This is a genomic window from Streptococcus vulneris (assembly GCF_019218685.1).
GTDB classification, from domain to species: Bacteria; Bacillota; Bacilli; order Lactobacillales; family Streptococcaceae; genus Streptococcus; species Streptococcus vulneris.
This window is the reverse complement of record NZ_JAHUZC010000011.1, coordinates 49,858-67,624: the sequence shown is the minus strand read 5'-3', so window position 1 is coordinate 67,624 and position 17,767 is coordinate 49,858. Positions and strand designations below refer to the sequence as shown.

The following is a 17,767-nucleotide window of genomic DNA, read 5'->3' as shown; positions in this document are numbered from 1 at the left end:
TATTATAGCATGATTGTGAAAATTTTCAAGATATTTGTAGATTTTTTTGAATTTTCTTCATTGAAAAAGTGCTTGCTATGCTTTGTTAGGAGTAATGTAAAATAATCTTTTTGATAAGTTTTTACCTTGATAAAAGTAGTGTTCTGGATTTAGTAAGAGTGGGTTAAAGGTGACTATTAAACAGTATTTTTTGTTATAATATTAAAAAGATATATAAGAGGAAATGAGGAGAAAGAATGACAAAAATAGCTCTTCTTTCAGATATTCATGGAAATACCACCGCCTTGGAGGCTGTTTTGGCAGATGCTCGGCAGCTAGGAGTGGATGAATACTGGCTTTTGGGAGACATTCTCATGCCAGGGACAGGGCGTAGAAGAATTTTGGACTTGTTGGCTCAACTACCGATTACGGCTAGAGTTTTGGGAAACTGGGAAGACAGTCTTTGGCATGGTGTCCGTAAGGAATTGGATAGTACTCGTCCCAGTCAACGCTATCTCTTGCGCCAGTGCCAGTATGTTTTAGAGGAAATTTCCCTAGAAGAAATTGAACTGCTCCACAATCAACCTCTACAGATTCATCGTCAGTTTGGGGATTTGACGGTAGGAATTAGCCACCATCTTCCTGATAAGAACTGGGGGAGAGAGTTGATTCATACTGGAGCGCAAGAGGATTTTGACCGCTTGGTGACCAATCCACCTTGTGATATCGCTGTATATGGTCATATTCATCAGCAGTTGCTTCGTTACGGGACTGGTGGGCAATTGATTGTCAATCCAGGTTCGATTGGGCAACCTTTCTTTCTAGATGCTCAGTTACGGAAGGACTTGCGAGCTCAGTATATGATTTTAGAATTTGATGACAAGGGCTTGGTAGATATGGACTTCCGACGGGTGGACTACGATGTGGCAGCTGAATTGCAGTTGGCTAAAGACCTCAAACTTCCCTATTTTGAGGTTTACTATGAAAGTCTGGTCAATGGTATCCACCATACTCACAATCAGGAATTTCTGAGTGAATTGGCCCAGAAAGAGGGTTATGATAGGGAATTAGATGCCTGGTTGAAAAGTGGTAACGATTGACATTACAACTAAAAAGGGTATAATAATAGAAAAAGAAGAGTAGAGGCAGGCTAGCCTCGTAAAAAGGAGAAGAGGATGCAAATTCCAAGTAGATTTACCATTGCGACTCATATGCTGATAATCATTGCCCTCAAGGGGAAGGAAAGCAAGGTGACCAGTGATTTTCTGGCTGCTAGTGTCGGGGTCAATCCAGTCATTATCAGAAAAACCTTGTCCCAGTTGAAGAAGGCAGAGCTGATTTCAGTAGCGCGTGGAACAGGTGGGACAGAGATTGTCAAGGATCTCAAAGACATTAGTCTATTAGATGTTTATCAGGCTGTTGAGTGTCTTGGTAAGACTGGTCAACTCTTCAGTTTTCATGACAATCCAAATCCAAATTGCCCAGTTGGAGCCCATATTCATGATGTTTTGGATCAAAAATTGGAGAGAATCCAGCTGGCTATGGAGGCAGAGCTTGGTCAGACTAGCTTAGAGCAAGTCGTGGCCGACGCAGAGAGTCAGATGAAGGATTAAGAGGGATAGATGCCTGCAAATGAAACTCAAAACACTGCTAGAAATCTGGCAGTGTTTTTTGAGATTGCGTAGAAAAAACTCCTGGGAAATTCCAGGAGAGTATGAGTGGTTATTTGAACTTGAATCCTTCGTAAATAAGCTCTGCTTTTGGATTTTGTTTCTTAATCTGTTTGGCAAGTAACTTCATCATAGAAAGAGGACCACACATATAGACGGTTGCATGTTCGGGCACTTCTTCTTGCTCAAAATTAAGATAGCCGTCTTTCCTACTATCTACTAGATGGAGTTCAAAATTAGGGTTTTTCTGAGCATAGTCACGGAGCAAATCCAGGTAGACTGCATTTTCCTCTCCACGGAAGCTATAGAAGAAGTGAACCTGTTTATCTAAAATAGGATGTTCACGGATGTAAGAGATGAAGGGAGTAATCCCAATGCCTCCAGCAATCCAAACCTGATTTTTTCGTCCTTCTTCTATGATCATGTGTCCGTAAGCTCTGTCTACGCTTACTTTGCTGCCGACTTGAAGATTGTCATAGATATTCTTGGTATGGTCGCCTGAATTTTTGACAGTAAAGTAAATAGTTTGACCGTGACCTCCTGAGATAGAAAAGGGATGCGGAGCACTTTCAAAACCTTCTTGGAAAATCTTTAGGAAGGCAAATTGTCCTGCTTGATAGTTGAAAGGTCTGCTAAGATGGATTTGAATTTCTATAGTATCGTGATTTAAGCGTTTGAGATTGGTAATTTTCCCTAGATAGGGGAAGCCAATCTTTTGATATAGAAAAATGATATAAAAACCAGCTAGTAAGCCTAAAAGGGCATAGCTACCAACAAGAAAACTTAGAAGATTAAATGTGAGAAGACGATTGCCCATCATCATGTAGACGTGAAAGAGTCCAAAAATATAGGCTAGGTAAACCAGGCGGTGAATCCATCGCCAAGCTTCGTATTGGATGTATTTGCCTAAATAGGCGACAAGGATGATACTGATAAAGATATAGATGGCAAGATTGCCAAACTGAGCAGCTAAACGAGAGCCCCACAAACCGCCCATACTAAAGTTATGAAAGATGAGTAGGATGACTGAGAGAAAGGCTGTGAATTTGTGGACAGTATAGACCTTCTCCAAACCGTGAAACCAGCTTTCTAGTAGGGGGAGACGAGTGGCTAGGATAAAAGTTAGAGATAGGCTTGTTAAAGCTAGTCCTGGAATCATGAATTGGGGAGAAGTGTTCATCCAAGCAAAAAGAGTCAAGATAAAACTAGCTATGATAAAGAGTAGTCCTTTGATTGATTTCATAGAAAATTCCATTTCATTTAGATTTGATTTGTTGTAAATAAATTTGTTACATTTTATCATAGAAAAAGTATGGTGTCAAATTGAGGTCTATAAATATCTACTATCATAAAAAAACTCTCCAATTTAACTGGAGAGTTGCTGTTTATTCTGCAGCTTGTTGCCAACGTTTTGCTAGCATATGAGACAGGCTAGAAATGGCTAGGTTGAAGCTGAAGTAGATGAGGGCAATCAGGATATAAAGACTAAACACTTGCTCTGGTTCGAAATAACGGCCCATGAGAATTTGGCTGGCTCCAAAGAGTTCTTGTAGGGCGATAACAGAGTAGAGAAGACTGGTATCCTTAATCACGGTTACAAACTGAGAAATGATGGCTGGCAGCATTTTACGGATCGCTTGTGGGAGAATGATGTGGTAGAGGATTTGGGATGAGGTAAATCCTTGCGACATTCCTGCTTCGTACTGCCCCTTGTCTACGGCATTGAGACCGCCTCGGATAATCTCAGCTAGGGCTGCTGATGTAAAGAGGGTGAAGGCAGTGATTCCTGCTGGTGTGGATTTCATCTTGAACACTAAAAAGATAGTGAAAATCCAGAGAAGGTTGGGAACATTCCGTACAAATTCGATGTAAATGCTGGAGATGATGCGCAAGACAGGATTTTTGCCATTTCTCATGACGGCTAGCACCGTTCCGATGAGGGTAGAGAGGACGATGGCAATCAGAGAAATATAGAGGGTCAAGCCAAATCCTTTAAAGATAAAGATTAGGTTATCTGGGGTCAAAACTTCTAAAATGGATTCCATAGTAACCTCCTAAAGTGAATAGGCTTTTTTGTTGGCTTGCTCCATCTTGCGACCAAACTGGGCAACAGGGAAGCATAGAGAAAAGTAGAGAAGGGCAGCGCCTAAAAATGCTGGAATGTAGTTTCCGTTAAGAGCTGACCAAGACTTGGTCACAAACATCAAGTCCACTCCAGAGATGATAGCAACTGTCGAGGTATTCTTGATGAGGTTGACGATTTGGTTGGTCAAAGGAGGGAGAATGATACGAAAGGCCTGAGGCAAGATAATCAAGCGCATGGCACTGATATAGGTAAACCCTTGCGACAAGGCAGCTTCCATCTGACCGCTAGGAATAGACTGAATCCCTGAGCGAATCACCTCAGCGATATAGGCGCCGTGATAGAGTCCCACGCAGAGAACAGCTGTCCAATAAATTGGAATCATGATGAGATGGTCACTGATAAGAGGTAGGCCATAAAAAACGATAACAAATTGTACCAAGAGGGGAGTGTTTTGATAAAATTCCACAAAGATGCGAGCCAAAACACGCAAGAATGGGCGTTTGCTGGTTGACATGGCCCCAAAGAAGATGCCCAAAACCATGGCTAGGATAAAGGATCCGATCGCTAGGGCAAGGGTGAAGAGGAAACCGTTGAAAAATTGTCCAAAATCCTGAAAATAGGCTGTCCAAGATGATAAATCTGTCATAGGGTGTCCTCCTTAATCTGCGGAATGGCTAGATGGTTTGAGCTTGTAACGGTCATAAAGTTTTTGTAAACTACCATCCTTGCTCCATTTAGTGACCAAGTTATCAAGATAGTCGTTGAGCTCTGTATTTGATTTCTTGGTAACGATACCGTAGTCAGATGGCTTGAAACTATCATCTAGTAGTACTGTGCGTTTGCTGATGTAGCCAGACAGAATCGAGCGGTCAACGGAAAAGGCATCAATACGGTGAGCATGTAGGGAAGTAATCAATTCTGGGTAGGAACCAAGTTCGACGAATTTAAAGGTCAAGCCTTTCTTTTTACCTAGTTCGGTAATCAAGCGTTGAGTAATGGAACCTTGGGCAACACCGATGGTTTTTCCGTTTAGGTCCTCAATGCTTTTGATTTTGGCAGACTTATTGACCAAAAAGCCAGAAGCGTCCGTGTAGTAGGGGCTTGTGAAGTTGTAGAGTTTTTTGCGTTCGTCTGTGATGGTGAAGGTTGCGATATCCATATCGACCTGTTCATTGTCTAGAAGGGGTCCACGGGTTTGAGCGGTAACAGGCACATAACGAACCTTAACCTTGAGCTCATCAGCTACCATCTTGGCCAAGTCGGTTTCGATACCAGAATAGGTCCCTGTCTTGGGATCCTTGTAGCCGAAGTTGGGAACGTCTTGTTTCACACCAACAACCAGCTCGCCTCTCTTTTGAATGTCTGCGACAGTGGTATCAGCCTGAACTGGTTTTGCAGCAGCAAGGCCGAAAAAGCTAATCAATATTGCTGATAAAAAGAATTTCTTTTTCATAGGAGCCTCCTTATTTGACTTTGTCACTTTCGTGGTTGATGATTTTGCTGAGAAATTGTTGGGCACGAGGTTCGCTTGGATTGTCGAAAAAGTCATCAACATCTGTCGTATCCACCAAAACTTCTCCGTCAGCCATAAAGATGATGCGGTCAGCAACTTCACGTGCAAAGCCCATTTCATGAGTAACGACAATCATATTCATACCATCGTGGGCCAATTTTTGCATAACTGCTAGAACATCGCCGATGGTTTCAGGATCAAGGGCAGATGTTGGCTCATCAAAGAGGAGGAGTTCAGGATGCATGGCAAGACCACGAGCGATGGCAATCCGTTGTTTTTGTCCACCAGAAAGCATGGCTGGATAAGAATCTTTCTTGTCCCACATATTTACAAATTCCAGATATTTTTGGGCTGTTTTTTCAGCTTCTTTTTTATCAATTCCTAGAACTTTTATGGGTGCGAGTGTTACGTTTTCTAACACCGTTTTGTGTGGATAGAGGTTGAAATGCTGGAAAACCATGCCGACTTCCTTACGGAGAGGAACCAAATCTTTCTGGCTGGCACCAGCAACTTGGTGACCATTTACTAGAAGACTTCCCTTGTCGATAGCCTCTAAACCATTAATCGTACGGATAAGAGTGGACTTCCCAGAACCAGAAGGTCCAAGGAGGACAACGACTTGCCCTTTTTCAAAATGGAGATTGATGTCGCGGAGTGCGTGGTAGTCTCCGTAATATTTTTCGACGTGTTCAAATTCTACTAAAGCCATAAGGAATCTCCTTTGTGTTAGATTTTATAACATGATTCTACACCAAAAGATTTTTCTTGTCAAATCATATCAGAAAAAAGTTAGTAAAATTTTTGTAGAAAGCAATCAGGATAGAGAAAAAGCCTAAATCATGTTATAATGAAGCAATAGAATTCTTAGAAAGAGTGGATGTCTTTTTGATAACACCTACTTATGAATGGCAGTTTGCCCCGCAGGTAGAAGATGCGGATTTTACAAAGATAGCCAAAAAGGCTGGACTGGGTCCTGAGGTGGCTCGGTTATTATTTGAGAGAGGGATTCAGGACCAAGAAAGTCTGAAGAAGTTTTTGGAACCTTCCTTGGAGGACTTGCACGACCCTTATCTGCTCCATGATATGGACAAGGCAGTGGAACGGATTCGTCAGGCCATTGAAGAAGGGGAAAATATCCTCGTCTATGGAGACTATGATGCGGATGGCATGACTTCAGCTTCTATTGTTAAGGAAAGTTTGGAACAGCTTGGTGCTGAGTGCCGTGTTTATTTGCCAAATCGTTTTACTGATGGCTATGGACCTAATGCCAGTGTCTATAAATACTTTATTGAGCAAGAAGGAATTTCCTTGATTGTGACGGTGGATAATGGGGTTGCAGGTCACGAGGCTATTGAACTAGCCCAGTCTATGGGAGTGGATGTCATTGTGACTGACCATCATTCCATGCCTGAAACCCTACCTGATGCCTATGCGATTGTCCATCCTGAACATCCAGATGCGGATTATCCTTTCAAATATTTGGCTGGTTGTGGAGTGGCTTTCAAGTTGGCTTGTGCCCTGTTAGAAGAAGTGCAAGTGGAATTGCTTGATTTGGTCGCTATTGGTACCATTGCAGATATGGTCAGTTTGACAGATGAGAACCGTATCTTGGTTCAGTATGGTCTGGAAATGTTGGGACATACTCAGCGCATTGGTTTACAAGAAATGCTGGACATGGCTGGGATTGGCGCCAACGAAGTAACAGAAGAAACGGTTGGTTTCCAGATTGCCCCTCGTTTGAATGCTTTGGGCCGTTTGGATGATCCCAATCCTGCCATTGATTTGCTGACTGGATTTGACGACGAGGAAGCTCACGAGATTGCTCTCATGATTCATCAGAAAAACGAAGAGCGCAAGGAAATCGTCCAGTCTATCTATGAAGAAGCTAAGACCATGGTGGACCCTGAGAAGAAGGTCCAAGTTTTGGCCAAGGAAGGCTGGAATCCTGGCGTTCTGGGTATCGTTGCTGGTCGTTTGTTGGAAGAACTAGGGCAGACAGTCATCGTTCTCAATATAGAAGACGGTCGTGCCAAGGGTAGTGCTCGTAGTGTGGAAGCGGTCGATATTTTTGAGGCTCTGGATCCCCATCGAGACCTCTTTATCGCCTTTGGCGGCCATGCTGGTGCGGCTGGAATGACGCTGGAAGTTGAGAAACTCTCAGATTTATCTCAAGTATTGGAAGATTATGTCCGTGAAAAAGGTGCAGTTGCTAGTGGTAAGAACAAGTTAAATCTAGATGAAGAATTGGATTTGGAGACACTTAGCTTGGAAACGGTTAAAAGTTTTGAACGTTTAGCTCCCTTTGGCATGGACAATCAGAAACCTATCTTTTATATAAAGGATTTTCAGGTCGAAAGTGCCCGTACTATGGGGGCAGGCAATGCTCATCTCAAGTTGAAAATTTCCAAAGGTGAAGCGAGTTTTGAAGTGGTAGCCTTTGGCCAAGGTAGATGGGCAACAGAGTTTTCTCAAACCAAGAATCTAGAGCTGGCAGTCAAATTGTCTGTCAACCAATGGAATGGTCAAACTGCCCTCCAGTTGATGATGGTGGATGCGCGTGTGGAGGGTGTTCAACTTTTTAACATTCGTGGGAAAAATGCAGTCTTGCCAGAAGGGGTTCCAGTCTTGGACTTTTCTGGAGAATTACCAGATTTAGTAGCTAGTGACGCAGTTGTTGTAAAAACCATTCCTGAGGATATTACTCAGCTGAAGACTATTTTTCAGGAACAGAATTTCTCTGCTGTATATTTCAAAAATGACATTGACAAGGCCTACTATCTAACGGGGTATGGAACTAGAGAGCAGTTTGCCAAATTGTACAAGACCATCTACCAGTTCCCAGAGTTTGATATTCGCTATAAGCTCAAAGATTTGGCTACTTATCTCAATATCCAGCAAATCTTGCTGGTCAAGATGATTCAAATATTTGAAGAATTAGGTTTTGTAGTAATCAAAGATGGGGTTATGACAGTCAATAAAGAAGCGCCAAAGAGAGAAATCGGAGAAAGTCAGATTTACCAAAATCTCAAACAAACCGTCAAAGACCAAGAAATGATGGCGCTGGGTACCGTGCAAGAAATTTATGACTTTTTAATGGAAAAAGAGTAGATCATAGGAAAGAGTTGGGAAACCAGCTCTTTTTTGAAAACAAATCTTCATTTTGAAAATCATTAAAAAAATGGTATAATGGTAGGAAAAGATTCGGCTAAAAGTAGTGCTTTTAGAATAAGAGGGCAAGCAACCCTATAATCAAGATAAATTAAGCTTTCGGAGGAAAAATGAGTAATATCAGTTTAACAACACTTGGTGGTGTACGTGAAAACGGGAAAAATATGTATATCGCTGAAATCGATGGATCTATTTTCGTTTTGGATGCAGGTCTGAAATACCCTGAAAATGAACAACTAGGGGTGGACGTCGTTATTCCAAATATGGACTACCTTTTTGAAAATAGCGACCGTATCGCTGGTGTCTTCTTGACTCACGGGCATGCGGATGCTATTGGTGCTTTGCCTTATCTCTTGGCTGAAGCCAAGGTACCTGTATTTGGCTCTGAGTTGACCATTGAGTTGGCCAAACTTTTTGTCAAAGGAAATGACACAGTTAAGAAATTCAATGATTTTCATGTTATCGATGAGGATACGGAGATTGATTTTGGAGGGACAGTGGTTTCCTTCTTCCGTACGACCCACTCTATCCCAGAAAGTTTGGGTGTTGTCTTGAAGACAGCTGAAGGTAGTATCGTTTATACAGGTGACTTCAAATTTGACCAGACAGCTAGTGAATCTTATGCGACAGACTTCGCTCGTTTGGCAGAAATCGGTCGTGATGGAGTTCTAGCTCTTCTTAGCGATTCAGCCAATGCAGATAGCAATATCCAAGTGGCTAGCGAAAGTGAAGTTGGGGACGAAATCACTCAAACCATTTCGGACTGGGATGGTCGTATCATCGTTGCAGCAGTAGCCAGCAACCTCTCTCGTATCCAGCAGGTGTTTGACGCTGCGGATGTAACAGGCCGTCGTGTGGTTTTGACAGGATTCGATATTGAAAATATTGTCCGTACTGCTATTCGCCTTAAGAAATTGTCTCTAGCTAACGAGAGTCTTTTGATTAAGCCAAAAGACATGTCTCGTTTTGAAGACCATGAGTTGATTATCCTTGAAACAGGCCGTATGGGTGAGCCTATCAATGGTCTTCGCAAGATGTCGATTGGTCGCCACCGTTATGTGGAAATCAAGGACGGTGACCTAGTTTATATTGTAACCACTCCATCTATCGCCAAAGAAGCAGTCATGGCGCGTGTGGAAAACATGATTTACCAAGCTGGCGGGGTTGTGAAACTTATCACCCAAAGCTTGCGCGTGTCAGGGCATGGAAATGCGCGTGATTTGCAGTTGATGATCAACCTCTTGCAACCCAAGTATCTCTTCCCAATTCAAGGGGAATACCGTGAGTTGGATGCCCATGCTAAGGCTGCTATGGCAGTTGGTATGTTGCCAGAACGCATTTTCATCCCTAAAAAGGGAACCAGCATGGCTTATGAGAATGGAGACTTTGTCCCAGATGGAGCGGTTTCGGCAGGGGATGTCTTGATTGACGGAAATGCAATTGGTGATGTTGGTAATGTAGTCCTTCGTGACCGTAAGGTCTTGTCAGAGGACGGTATTTTTATCGTCGCAATCACAGTTAATCGTCGTGAGAAGAAAATCGTGGCTAAGGCCCGTGTTCATACGCGTGGATTTGTTTATCTCAAGAAGAGTCGTGATATTCTCCGTGAAAGTTCAGAATTGATTAACCAAACTGTAGAAGACTATCTGCAAGGAGATGACTTTGACTGGGCAGATCTTAAAGGGAAGGTTCGTGATAATCTGACCAAGTATCTCTTTGACCAAACCAAGCGTCGTCCAGCTATTTTACCAGTAGTCATGGAAGCAAAATAATTGTTGAAATAAACAGAGAGAAAGTCGAGTTTCGGCTTTTTCTTATAGAAAAATAGAGGAAAAAATTATGGCAGTAATGAAAATCGAGTATTACTCACAAGTTTTGGATATGGAGTGGGGGGTGAATGTCCTCTATCCTGATGCCAATCGAGTTGAAGAACCAGAGTGTCAAGATATTCCCGTCTTATACCTCTTGCACGGGATGTCTGGTAATCATAATAGCTGGCTCAAGCGGACCAATGTAGAACGCTTGCTTCGAGGAACCAATCTCATCGTTGTCATGCCCAATACCAGCAACGGTTGGTACACCGATACCCAATATGGTTTTGACTATTACACAGCTCTAGCAGAGGAATTGCCACAGGTTCTGAAACGCTTCTTCCCTAATATGACTAGCAAGCGTGAAAAGACCTTTATCGCTGGCCTCTCTATGGGAGGCTATGGCTGTTTCAAATTGGCTCTTGCTACAAATCGTTTTTCTCATGCAGCTAGTTTTTCAGGTGCGCTTAGCTTTCAAGATTTTTCTCCTGAGAGTCAAGATCTGGGAACACCAGCGTATTGGAGAGGTGTGTTTGGGGAGATTAAGGATTGGACAGCTAGCCCCTATTCTCTTGAAAGTCTGGCTAAAAAATCGGATAAAAAGACCAAGCTTTGGGCTTGGTGTGGTGAACAGGATTTCTTGTATGCATCCAATAATCTGGCAGTGAAAAACCTCAAAAAAATAGGATTTGATGTGACCTATAGCCATAGCGCTGGAACTCACGAGTGGTATTATTGGGAAAAACAATTGGAACGGTTTCTAGCAACTCTGCCAATTGATTTCAAATTAGAAGAGAGATTGTCATAATTTAGCTTTCTTTCAGCTTGTTTTAGTAAAATAGACTTTATTTGCTAGAAAGGTGGAGAGACATGCGCTGGATTTTTCGTTTGATAGGGGCTTTCTTTTCTTTTGTGTGGCGTTTGTTTTGGCGTCTAGTTTGGATAGTTTTTCTTTTGTGTGCTTTTGCTTTTGGACTTCTCTGGTATCTGAACGGTGATTTTCAAGGAGCGCTAAAGCAAGCAGAGCGGTCAGTAAAAATTGGTCAACAAAGTATCGACCAATGGGAAAAAACAGGGCAACTGCCTAAGTTGAACCAGACAGATAGCCACCAACACTCTGAAGGAAGGTGGCCACAGGCTTCAGCTCGTATTTATCTAGATCCGCAAATGGATTCACGTTTTCAAGAGGCTTATGTAGAAGCAATTCAGAACTGGAATCAAACAGGTGCTTTTAACTTTGAAATTGTGACTGAGTCTAGTAAGGCAGATATTATGGCTACGGAGATGAATGACGGAGGCGCTCCTGTGGCGGGAGAGGCGGAAAGTCAGACTAATCTCTTAACAGGGCAGTTTTTGTCTGTAACGGTTCGGTTGAATCATTATTATCTGTCCAATCCTGACTATGGCTATTCCTTTGAGCGCATTGTCCATACGGCAGAACATGAGTTGGGGCATGCGATTGGCTTGGACCATACAGATGAGAAGTCTGTGATGCAACCTGCAGGTTCCTTTTATGGTATCCAGGAAGAGGATGTTGCAAACCTCCGAAAAATATATGAGACTAGTGAGTAGGGAACAATCTTTCCCTACTTTTTTGTTATAATGGAACTATGAATAACTTGATTAAATCAAAACTAGAGCTCCTGCCGACCAGCCCTGGTTGCTACATTCACAAGGATAAAAACGGCACGATTATCTATGTAGGAAAGGCTAAAAATCTGCGAAACCGTGTGAGGTCCTATTTCCGCGGAAGTCATGATACTAAGACAGAGGCTCTGGTATCTGAAATTGTGGATTTTGAATTTATCGTTACGGAGTCTAATATTGAGGCGCTTCTCCTAGAAATTAATCTGATTAAGGAAAATAAGCCTAAATACAATATCATGCTCAAGGATGATAAGTCCTATCCTTTTATCAAAATTACCAATGAACGCTATCCTCGTTTAATTATTACCCGACAGGTCAAGAAGGACGGAGGTCTTTATTTTGGACCTTATCCAGATGTGGGAGCAGCCAATGAAATTAAGCGACTACTGGATCGGATTTTCCCTTTTCGCAAGTGTACCAATCCACCGTCTAAGGTCTGTTTTTACTACCATATCGGCCAATGTATGGCCCACACCATCTGTAAAAAAGATGAGTCTTATTTCAAGTCTATGGCCCAGGAGGTTTCTGACTTTCTAAAAGGGCAGGATGATAAAATCATCGATGACCTAAAGGGCAAAATGGCAGCTGCAGCCCAGTCTATGGAGTTTGAACGTGCGGCAGAATACCGTGACCTGATTCAGGCTATTGGAACACTTCGAACCAAGCAACGGGTCATGGCTAAGGATCTCCAAAATCGCGATGTTTTTGGCTACTATGTGGACAAGGGCTGGATGTGTGTGCAGGTTTTCTTTGTCCGTCAGGGCAAGCTCATTGAGCGCGATGTCAATCTTTTCCCCTACTACAATGATCCGGACGAGGACTTCTTAACCTATGTGGGACAATTTTATCAAGAAAAATCTCACCTAGTTCCCAATGAGGTGCTGATTCCACAGGATATTGACGAAGAAGCCGTTAAGGCCTTGGTGAATACCAAGATTCTCAAACCCCAGCGTGGAGAGAAAAAACAGCTGGTCAATCTAGCCATAAAAAATGCTCGTGTTAGTCTGGAGCAGAAGTTCAATCTACTAGAAAAATCTGTCGAAAAGACTCAGGGTGCAATTGAAAATCTAGGACGCTTGCTCCAAATTCCGACCCCAGTCCGTATCGAATCTTTCGATAACTCCAACATCATGGGAACCAGTCCTGTTTCAGCCATGGTGGTCTTTGTCAACGGCAAACCAAGTAAGAAGGATTACCGTAAGTACAAGATAAAAACCGTTGTTGGACCAGACGACTATGCCAGTATGAGAGAAGTCATTCGCAGGCGCTATGGTCGAGTACAGCGTGACGGTTTAACTCCTCCAGATTTGATTGTCATTGATGGGGGACAAGGTCAAGTCAATATTGCCAAGCAAGTCATTCAAGAGGAGCTGGGCTTGGATATCCCCATTGCAGGTCTGCAAAAGAATGATAAGCACCAAACCCATGAATTGCTCTTTGGAGATCCGCTTGAGGTGGTGGAGTTGTCTCGCAATTCTCAGGAGTTTTTCCTCCTCCAACGCATTCAAGATGAGGTCCACCGATTTGCCATTACTTTCCACCGCCAACTGCGCTCCAAAAATTCCTTTTCATCACAACTGGATGGAATTGAAGGGCTGGGACCTAAACGCAAGCAGAATCTCATGAAGCATTTCAAGTCTCTCACTAAAATCAAGGAAGCCAGTGTGGATGAGATTGTCGAAGTTGGAGTACCTAGAGCGGTTGCAGAGGCTGTGCAGAGGAAGTTGAATCCGCAGGAGGAAGAGGAATTAGCTCAAGTTGCGGAAGAACAAGTAGATTACCAAACAGAAGGAGAACACAATGAATCATAAAATTGCAATTTTATCAGATATTCATGGCAATACGACAGCCTTAGAAGCAGTGATTGCAGATGCTAAAACTCAAGGAGTCAGTGAATATTGGCTTATGGGAGATATTTTTCTTCCCGGTCCCGGTGCAAATGACTTGGTCGCTCTGTTAAAGGACCTTCCTATCACAGCCAGTGTTCGAGGCAATTGGGATGATTGTGTCCTTGAGGCCTTGGATGGTGAATATGGTTTGGAACATCCACAAGAAATCCAATCAATGCGAATGACCCAGTTTTTGATGGAGCGAATGGATCCTGCAACGATTGTCTGGCTACGAAGCTTGCCTTTGCTGGAAAAGAAAGAAGTTGAGGGATTGCGTTTTTCTCTCTCACATAATTTACCTGACAAAAATTATGGGGGTGACTTGTTGGTTGGGAATGATACAGAAAAATTTGACCAACTGCTAGATGAGGAAACGGACGTGGCAGTCTATGGTCATGTTCACAAGCAATTGCTTCGTTATGGAAGTCAGGGTCAACAAATCATCAATCCAGGTTCGATTGGTATGCCTTATTTTGATTGGGAGGCGTTAAAAAATCATCGTGCCCAGTATACCGTGATAGAAGTTGAAGATGGGGAATTGGTAAATATCCTATTTCGTAAAGTTGCTTATGACTATGAAGCGGAGTTAGAATTGGCCAAATCCAAGGGGCTTCCTTTTATCGAAATGTATGAAGAGCTACGACGAGAAGACAACTATCAGGGGCACAATCTGGAACTCTTAGCAAGCTTAATAGAAAAGCATGGGTATGTAGAGGATGTGAAAGATTTCTTGGAGGCTATAAAGTCAGAATATAAGATAGACTAGTTTCTTTAAGCCGCTGAAAAATAGTTGGAACTGGATGAGGGGAGTCCCTGATTTAAATGATGGGCTTCATTTTGTTTCTTATTTTTGCTGCAGTTTGTTTCTATGAAAAATCTCTGCAAGCTCTTTCAAATTATGGTAGAATGGAAGCAGTAGAATTAGAAAAGGAAATCGATTATGAAATTTCTTGAATTAAATAAAAAACGTCATGCGACTAAGCAGTTCACTGATAAGCCAGTTGATCCAAAAGATGTGCGTACGGCTATCGAAATTGCAACCTTGGCTCCAAGCGCCCACAACAGCCAGCCTTGGAAATTTGTGGTGGTTCGTGAGAAAAATGCTGAATTGGCAAAGTTGGCTTACGGTTCCAACTTTGAGCAGGTATCATCAGCGCCTGTAACTATTGCCCTCTTTACAGATACGGACTTAGCGAAACGCGCTCGCAAGATTGCCCGTGTCGGTGGTGCAAAGAATTTCTCAGAAGAACAACTTCAGTACTTTATGAAGAATTTGCCTGCTGAATTTGCCCGTTACAATGAACAGCAGGTCAGTGACTATCTAGCCCTCAATGCAGGTTTGGTTGCTATGAACTTGGTTCTCGCTCTTACAGACCAAGGAATCGGGTCAAATCTGATTCTTGGTTTTGACAAATCAAAAATCAACGAAGTTTTGGACATCGAAGACCGTTTCCGCCCAGAACTTTTGATTACGGTAGGCTATACGGACGAAAAATTAGAACCAAGTTACCGCTTGCCAGTAGATGAAATCATCGAGAAAAGATAGAAGGAAGATATTATGACAGCAATTGATTTTACAGCAGAAGTAGAAAAACGCAAAGAAGACCTCTTGGCTGACTTGTTTAGCCTTTTGGAAATTAACTCAGAACGTGATGACAGCAAGGCGGATGCTGAACATCCATTTGGTCCTGGGCCAGTAAAAGCCTTGGAGAAATTCCTTGAAATCGCAGACCGTGATGGCTACCCAACTAAGAATGTTGATAACTACGCAGGGCATTTCGAGTTTGGTGATGGAGAAGAAGTCCTCGGAATCTTTGCCCATATGGACGTAGTGCCTGCTGGTAGCGGTTGGGACACAGACCCTTACACACCAACTATCAAAGATGGTCGTCTTTATGCGCGTGGTGCTTCTGATGACAAGGGACCTACAACAGCTTGTTACTATGGCTTGAAAATCATCAAAGAACTAGGCCTTCCAACTTCTAAGAAAGTTCGCTTCATTGTCGGAACTGATGAAGAATCAGGCTGGGCAGACATGGACTACTACTTCGAGCACGTAGGACTTGCAAAACCAGACTTCGGTTTCTCACCAGATGCTGAATTCCCTATCATCAACGGTGAAAAAGGAAACATTACAGAATATCTCCACTTTGCAGGTGAAAATGCAGGTGCTGCTCGTCTTCATAGCTTTACAGGTGGTTTGCGTGAAAATATGGTACCTGAATCAGCAACAGCAGTCGTTTCAGGTGACTTGACTGACTTGCAAGTTAAATTAGATGCCTTTGTTGCAGAACACAAACTCAGAGGAGAAATTCACGAAGAAGCTGGTCAATACAAGGTGACTATCATTGGGAAATCAGCCCATGGTGCCATGCCTGCTTCAGGTGTCAATGGTGCGACTTACCTAGCCCTCTTCCTCAGCCAGTTTGACTTTACTGGACCAGCAAAAGACTACCTTGATATTGCTGGTAAGATTCTTTTGAACGACCATGAGGGTGAAAGTCTCAAGATTGCCCATGTGGACGAAAAGATGGGCGCCCTTTCTATGAATGCCGGTGTCTTCCGCTTTGACGAAACAAGTGTTGATAATACCATTGCCCTTAACATTCGTTATCCGAAAGGAACAAGTCCTGAGCAAATCAAGTCAATCCTTGAAAACTTGCCAGTTGCTTCTGTTAGCCTTTCTGAACACGGTCACACGCCTCACTATGTGCCAATGGAAGATCCACTTGTTCAAACCTTGTTGAATGTCTATGAAAAACAAACAGGCCTACAAGGTCATGAGCAAGTCATTGGTGGTGGGACCTTTGGTCGTTTGCTAGAACGCGGTGTTGCCTACGGTGCTATGTTCCCAGACTCAATTGATACCATGCACCAAGCCAATGAATTTATCGCCTTGGACGATCTCTTCCGAGCTGCAGCAATCTATGCCGAAGCTATTTACGAATTGATCAAATAAAACGATAGAAGTCTGAGATTGTATGCTTAGACTTCTTTTTGGAGGGAAAGTAGATGTCTCAAATTGAAAGAATCAAGCAGGCTATTATGGCAGATCCGCAGAATGCTACCTATACAAAGCGTGGCATCGAGCCTCTCTTTGCAGCGCCAAAGACTGCTCGCATCAATATCGTCGGTCAGGCACCGGGACTTAAAACCCAAGAAGCAGGCCTTTACTGGAAGGACAAAAGTGGTGACCGCTTGCGGGACTGGTTAGGTGTGGATGAAGATACCTTTTACAATTCAGGTTATTTTGCGGTTTTACCCATGGATTTCTACTTTCCAGGGCATGGCAATTCAGGTGATTTGCCACCGCGAGCAGGTTTTGCTGAAAAATGGCATCCTCAGCTCTTGCAAGAATTGCCAGATATTCAATTGACCCTCTTGATTGGGCAATATGCTCAAGCCTACTATTTACAGGAAAAAATTAGTGGCAAGGTGACAGAACGGGTAAAACATTACCAGAACTACTTGCCAACCTATTTTCCACTAGTTCACCCCTCACCGCGAAATCAAATCTGGATGGCCAAAAATCCTTGGTTTGAGTCAGAAGTGGTGCCAGATTTGAAAAAAAGAATTAAAGCAATTTTATAGTCAATGAAAATCAAAGAACAAACTAGGAAGCTAGCCGCAGGCTGTACTTGAGTACGGTAAGGCGACGCTGACGTGGTTTGAAGAGATTTTCGAAGAGTATTAGGAGAAAAAGAATGAAAGAAATTTCCTTTGACGCATTTTACCAGCTTTACCAAAACGACCAACTTTCTCTAGTGGACGTGAGAGAAGTGGATGAGTTTGACGCTCTTCATTTAGAAGGCGCACATAACCTGCCACTTAGTCAATTGGCTGATACCTATGATCAGTTGGACAAAGATCGCTTGCATTATATTATTTGTAAATCTGGAATGAGATCGGCGCGTGCTTGTCAATTTCTAGCTGAACAAGGTTATGAGGTTATCAATGTCCAAGGTGGCATGATAGCTTTTGAAGAATTTTAAACATTACAATTT

At 42.8% G+C, this 17,767-nt stretch carries 17 protein-coding genes; 12 read left to right on the top strand and 5 right to left on the bottom strand.

Annotated features, from left to right (window positions below; all coding sequences use genetic code 11):
- Nucleotides 1-236 precede the first annotated feature (236 nt).
- Both KUA57_RS07940 and KUA57_RS07935 read left to right on the top strand, forming a co-directional pair.
- On the top strand, nucleotides 237-1,079 hold the full coding sequence (locus KUA57_RS07940; RefSeq protein WP_218494027.1) for a metallophosphoesterase family protein: 843 nt from the start codon (nucleotides 237-239) through the stop codon (nucleotides 1,077-1,079).
- 75 nt (nucleotides 1,080-1,154) lie between these two features.
- Nucleotides 1,155-1,592 (top strand): Rrf2 family transcriptional regulator, encoded by a 438-nt coding sequence (locus tag KUA57_RS07935; RefSeq protein WP_001166795.1) that lies wholly within the window; start codon nucleotides 1,155-1,157, stop codon nucleotides 1,590-1,592.
- 109 nt (nucleotides 1,593-1,701) lie between these two features.
- Here the strand turns inward: KUA57_RS07935 and KUA57_RS07930 are convergent, their stop codons facing one another.
- The 5 genes from KUA57_RS07930 to KUA57_RS07910 form a co-directional block, all read right to left on the bottom strand.
- On the bottom strand, nucleotides 1,702-2,892 hold the full coding sequence (locus KUA57_RS07930) for a ferredoxin reductase family protein (RefSeq protein ID WP_218494026.1): 1,191 nt from the start codon (nucleotides 2,890-2,892) through the stop codon (nucleotides 1,702-1,704).
- 142 nt (nucleotides 2,893-3,034) lie between these two features.
- On the bottom strand, nucleotides 3,035-3,694 hold the full coding sequence (locus KUA57_RS07925; RefSeq protein ID WP_004269944.1) for an amino acid ABC transporter permease: 660 nt from the start codon (nucleotides 3,692-3,694) through the stop codon (nucleotides 3,035-3,037).
- 9 nt (nucleotides 3,695-3,703) lie between these two features.
- A complete protein-coding gene (locus KUA57_RS07920; protein WP_004269945.1) occupies nucleotides 3,704-4,381 on the bottom strand; it encodes an amino acid ABC transporter permease in 678 nt (225 codons plus the stop codon).
- Between the two features lie 12 nt (nucleotides 4,382-4,393).
- The gene (locus KUA57_RS07915) at nucleotides 4,394-5,188 is read right to left on the bottom strand and encodes a transporter substrate-binding domain-containing protein (RefSeq protein ID WP_125410099.1); all 795 of its coding nucleotides are present in this window, start codon (nucleotides 5,186-5,188) and stop codon (nucleotides 4,394-4,396) included.
- A 10-nt stretch (nucleotides 5,189-5,198) separates the two neighbouring features.
- Nucleotides 5,199-5,957, bottom strand: coding sequence for an amino acid ABC transporter ATP-binding protein (locus KUA57_RS07910; RefSeq protein WP_218494025.1), 759 nt, complete (start codon nucleotides 5,955-5,957; stop codon nucleotides 5,199-5,201).
- Between the two features lie 176 nt (nucleotides 5,958-6,133).
- Between KUA57_RS07910 and recJ the strand changes: the two genes are divergently transcribed.
- The 10 genes from recJ to KUA57_RS07860 all read left to right on the top strand — a co-directional run bounded on the left by recJ (nucleotide 6,134) and on the right by KUA57_RS07860 (nucleotide 17,755).
- Nucleotides 6,134-8,356, top strand: coding sequence for a single-stranded-DNA-specific exonuclease RecJ (recJ, locus tag KUA57_RS07905; protein ID WP_218494024.1), 2,223 nt, complete (start codon nucleotides 6,134-6,136; stop codon nucleotides 8,354-8,356).
- Between the two features lie 170 nt (nucleotides 8,357-8,526).
- Nucleotides 8,527-10,188: a ribonuclease J gene (locus KUA57_RS07900; protein ID WP_218494023.1), complete on the top strand. Its 1,662-nt coding sequence runs from the start codon at nucleotides 8,527-8,529 to the stop codon at nucleotides 10,186-10,188.
- A 67-nt stretch (nucleotides 10,189-10,255) separates the two neighbouring features.
- Nucleotides 10,256-11,035 carry an alpha/beta hydrolase gene (locus tag KUA57_RS07895; protein WP_218494022.1) on the top strand — a complete coding sequence of 260 codons (780 nt, stop codon included), beginning with the start codon at nucleotides 10,256-10,258 and terminating at the stop codon, nucleotides 11,033-11,035.
- Between the two features lie 62 nt (nucleotides 11,036-11,097).
- The gene (locus tag KUA57_RS07890) at nucleotides 11,098-11,799 is read left to right on the top strand and encodes a M57 family metalloprotease (RefSeq protein WP_218494021.1); all 702 of its coding nucleotides are present in this window, start codon (nucleotides 11,098-11,100) and stop codon (nucleotides 11,797-11,799) included.
- Nucleotides 11,800-11,837: 38 nt separating this feature from the next.
- Nucleotides 11,838-13,685 carry an excinuclease ABC subunit UvrC gene (gene uvrC / locus KUA57_RS07885; protein WP_218494020.1) on the top strand — a complete coding sequence of 616 codons (1,848 nt, stop codon included), beginning with the start codon at nucleotides 11,838-11,840 and terminating at the stop codon, nucleotides 13,683-13,685.
- Nucleotides 13,675-14,529 carry a metallophosphoesterase family protein gene (locus KUA57_RS07880; RefSeq protein ID WP_218494019.1) on the top strand — a complete coding sequence of 285 codons (855 nt, stop codon included), beginning with the start codon at nucleotides 13,675-13,677 and terminating at the stop codon, nucleotides 14,527-14,529. The genes uvrC and KUA57_RS07880 overlap by 11 nt, the downstream gene beginning before the upstream one ends.
- A gap of 174 nt (nucleotides 14,530-14,703) precedes the next feature.
- Nucleotides 14,704-15,309: a nitroreductase family protein gene (locus KUA57_RS07875; RefSeq protein WP_061589892.1), complete on the top strand. Its 606-nt coding sequence runs from the start codon at nucleotides 14,704-14,706 to the stop codon at nucleotides 15,307-15,309.
- Between the two features lie 12 nt (nucleotides 15,310-15,321).
- The gene (gene pepV, locus KUA57_RS07870) at nucleotides 15,322-16,722 is read left to right on the top strand and encodes a dipeptidase PepV (protein ID WP_218494018.1); all 1,401 of its coding nucleotides are present in this window, start codon (nucleotides 15,322-15,324) and stop codon (nucleotides 16,720-16,722) included.
- A gap of 53 nt (nucleotides 16,723-16,775) precedes the next feature.
- On the top strand, nucleotides 16,776-17,354 hold the full coding sequence (locus tag KUA57_RS07865; RefSeq protein WP_218494017.1) for a uracil-DNA glycosylase family protein: 579 nt from the start codon (nucleotides 16,776-16,778) through the stop codon (nucleotides 17,352-17,354).
- A gap of 113 nt (nucleotides 17,355-17,467) precedes the next feature.
- Nucleotides 17,468-17,755: a rhodanese-like domain-containing protein gene (locus KUA57_RS07860; RefSeq protein WP_218494016.1), complete on the top strand. Its 288-nt coding sequence runs from the start codon at nucleotides 17,468-17,470 to the stop codon at nucleotides 17,753-17,755.
- The last annotated feature ends 12 nt before the right edge of the window (nucleotides 17,756-17,767 follow it).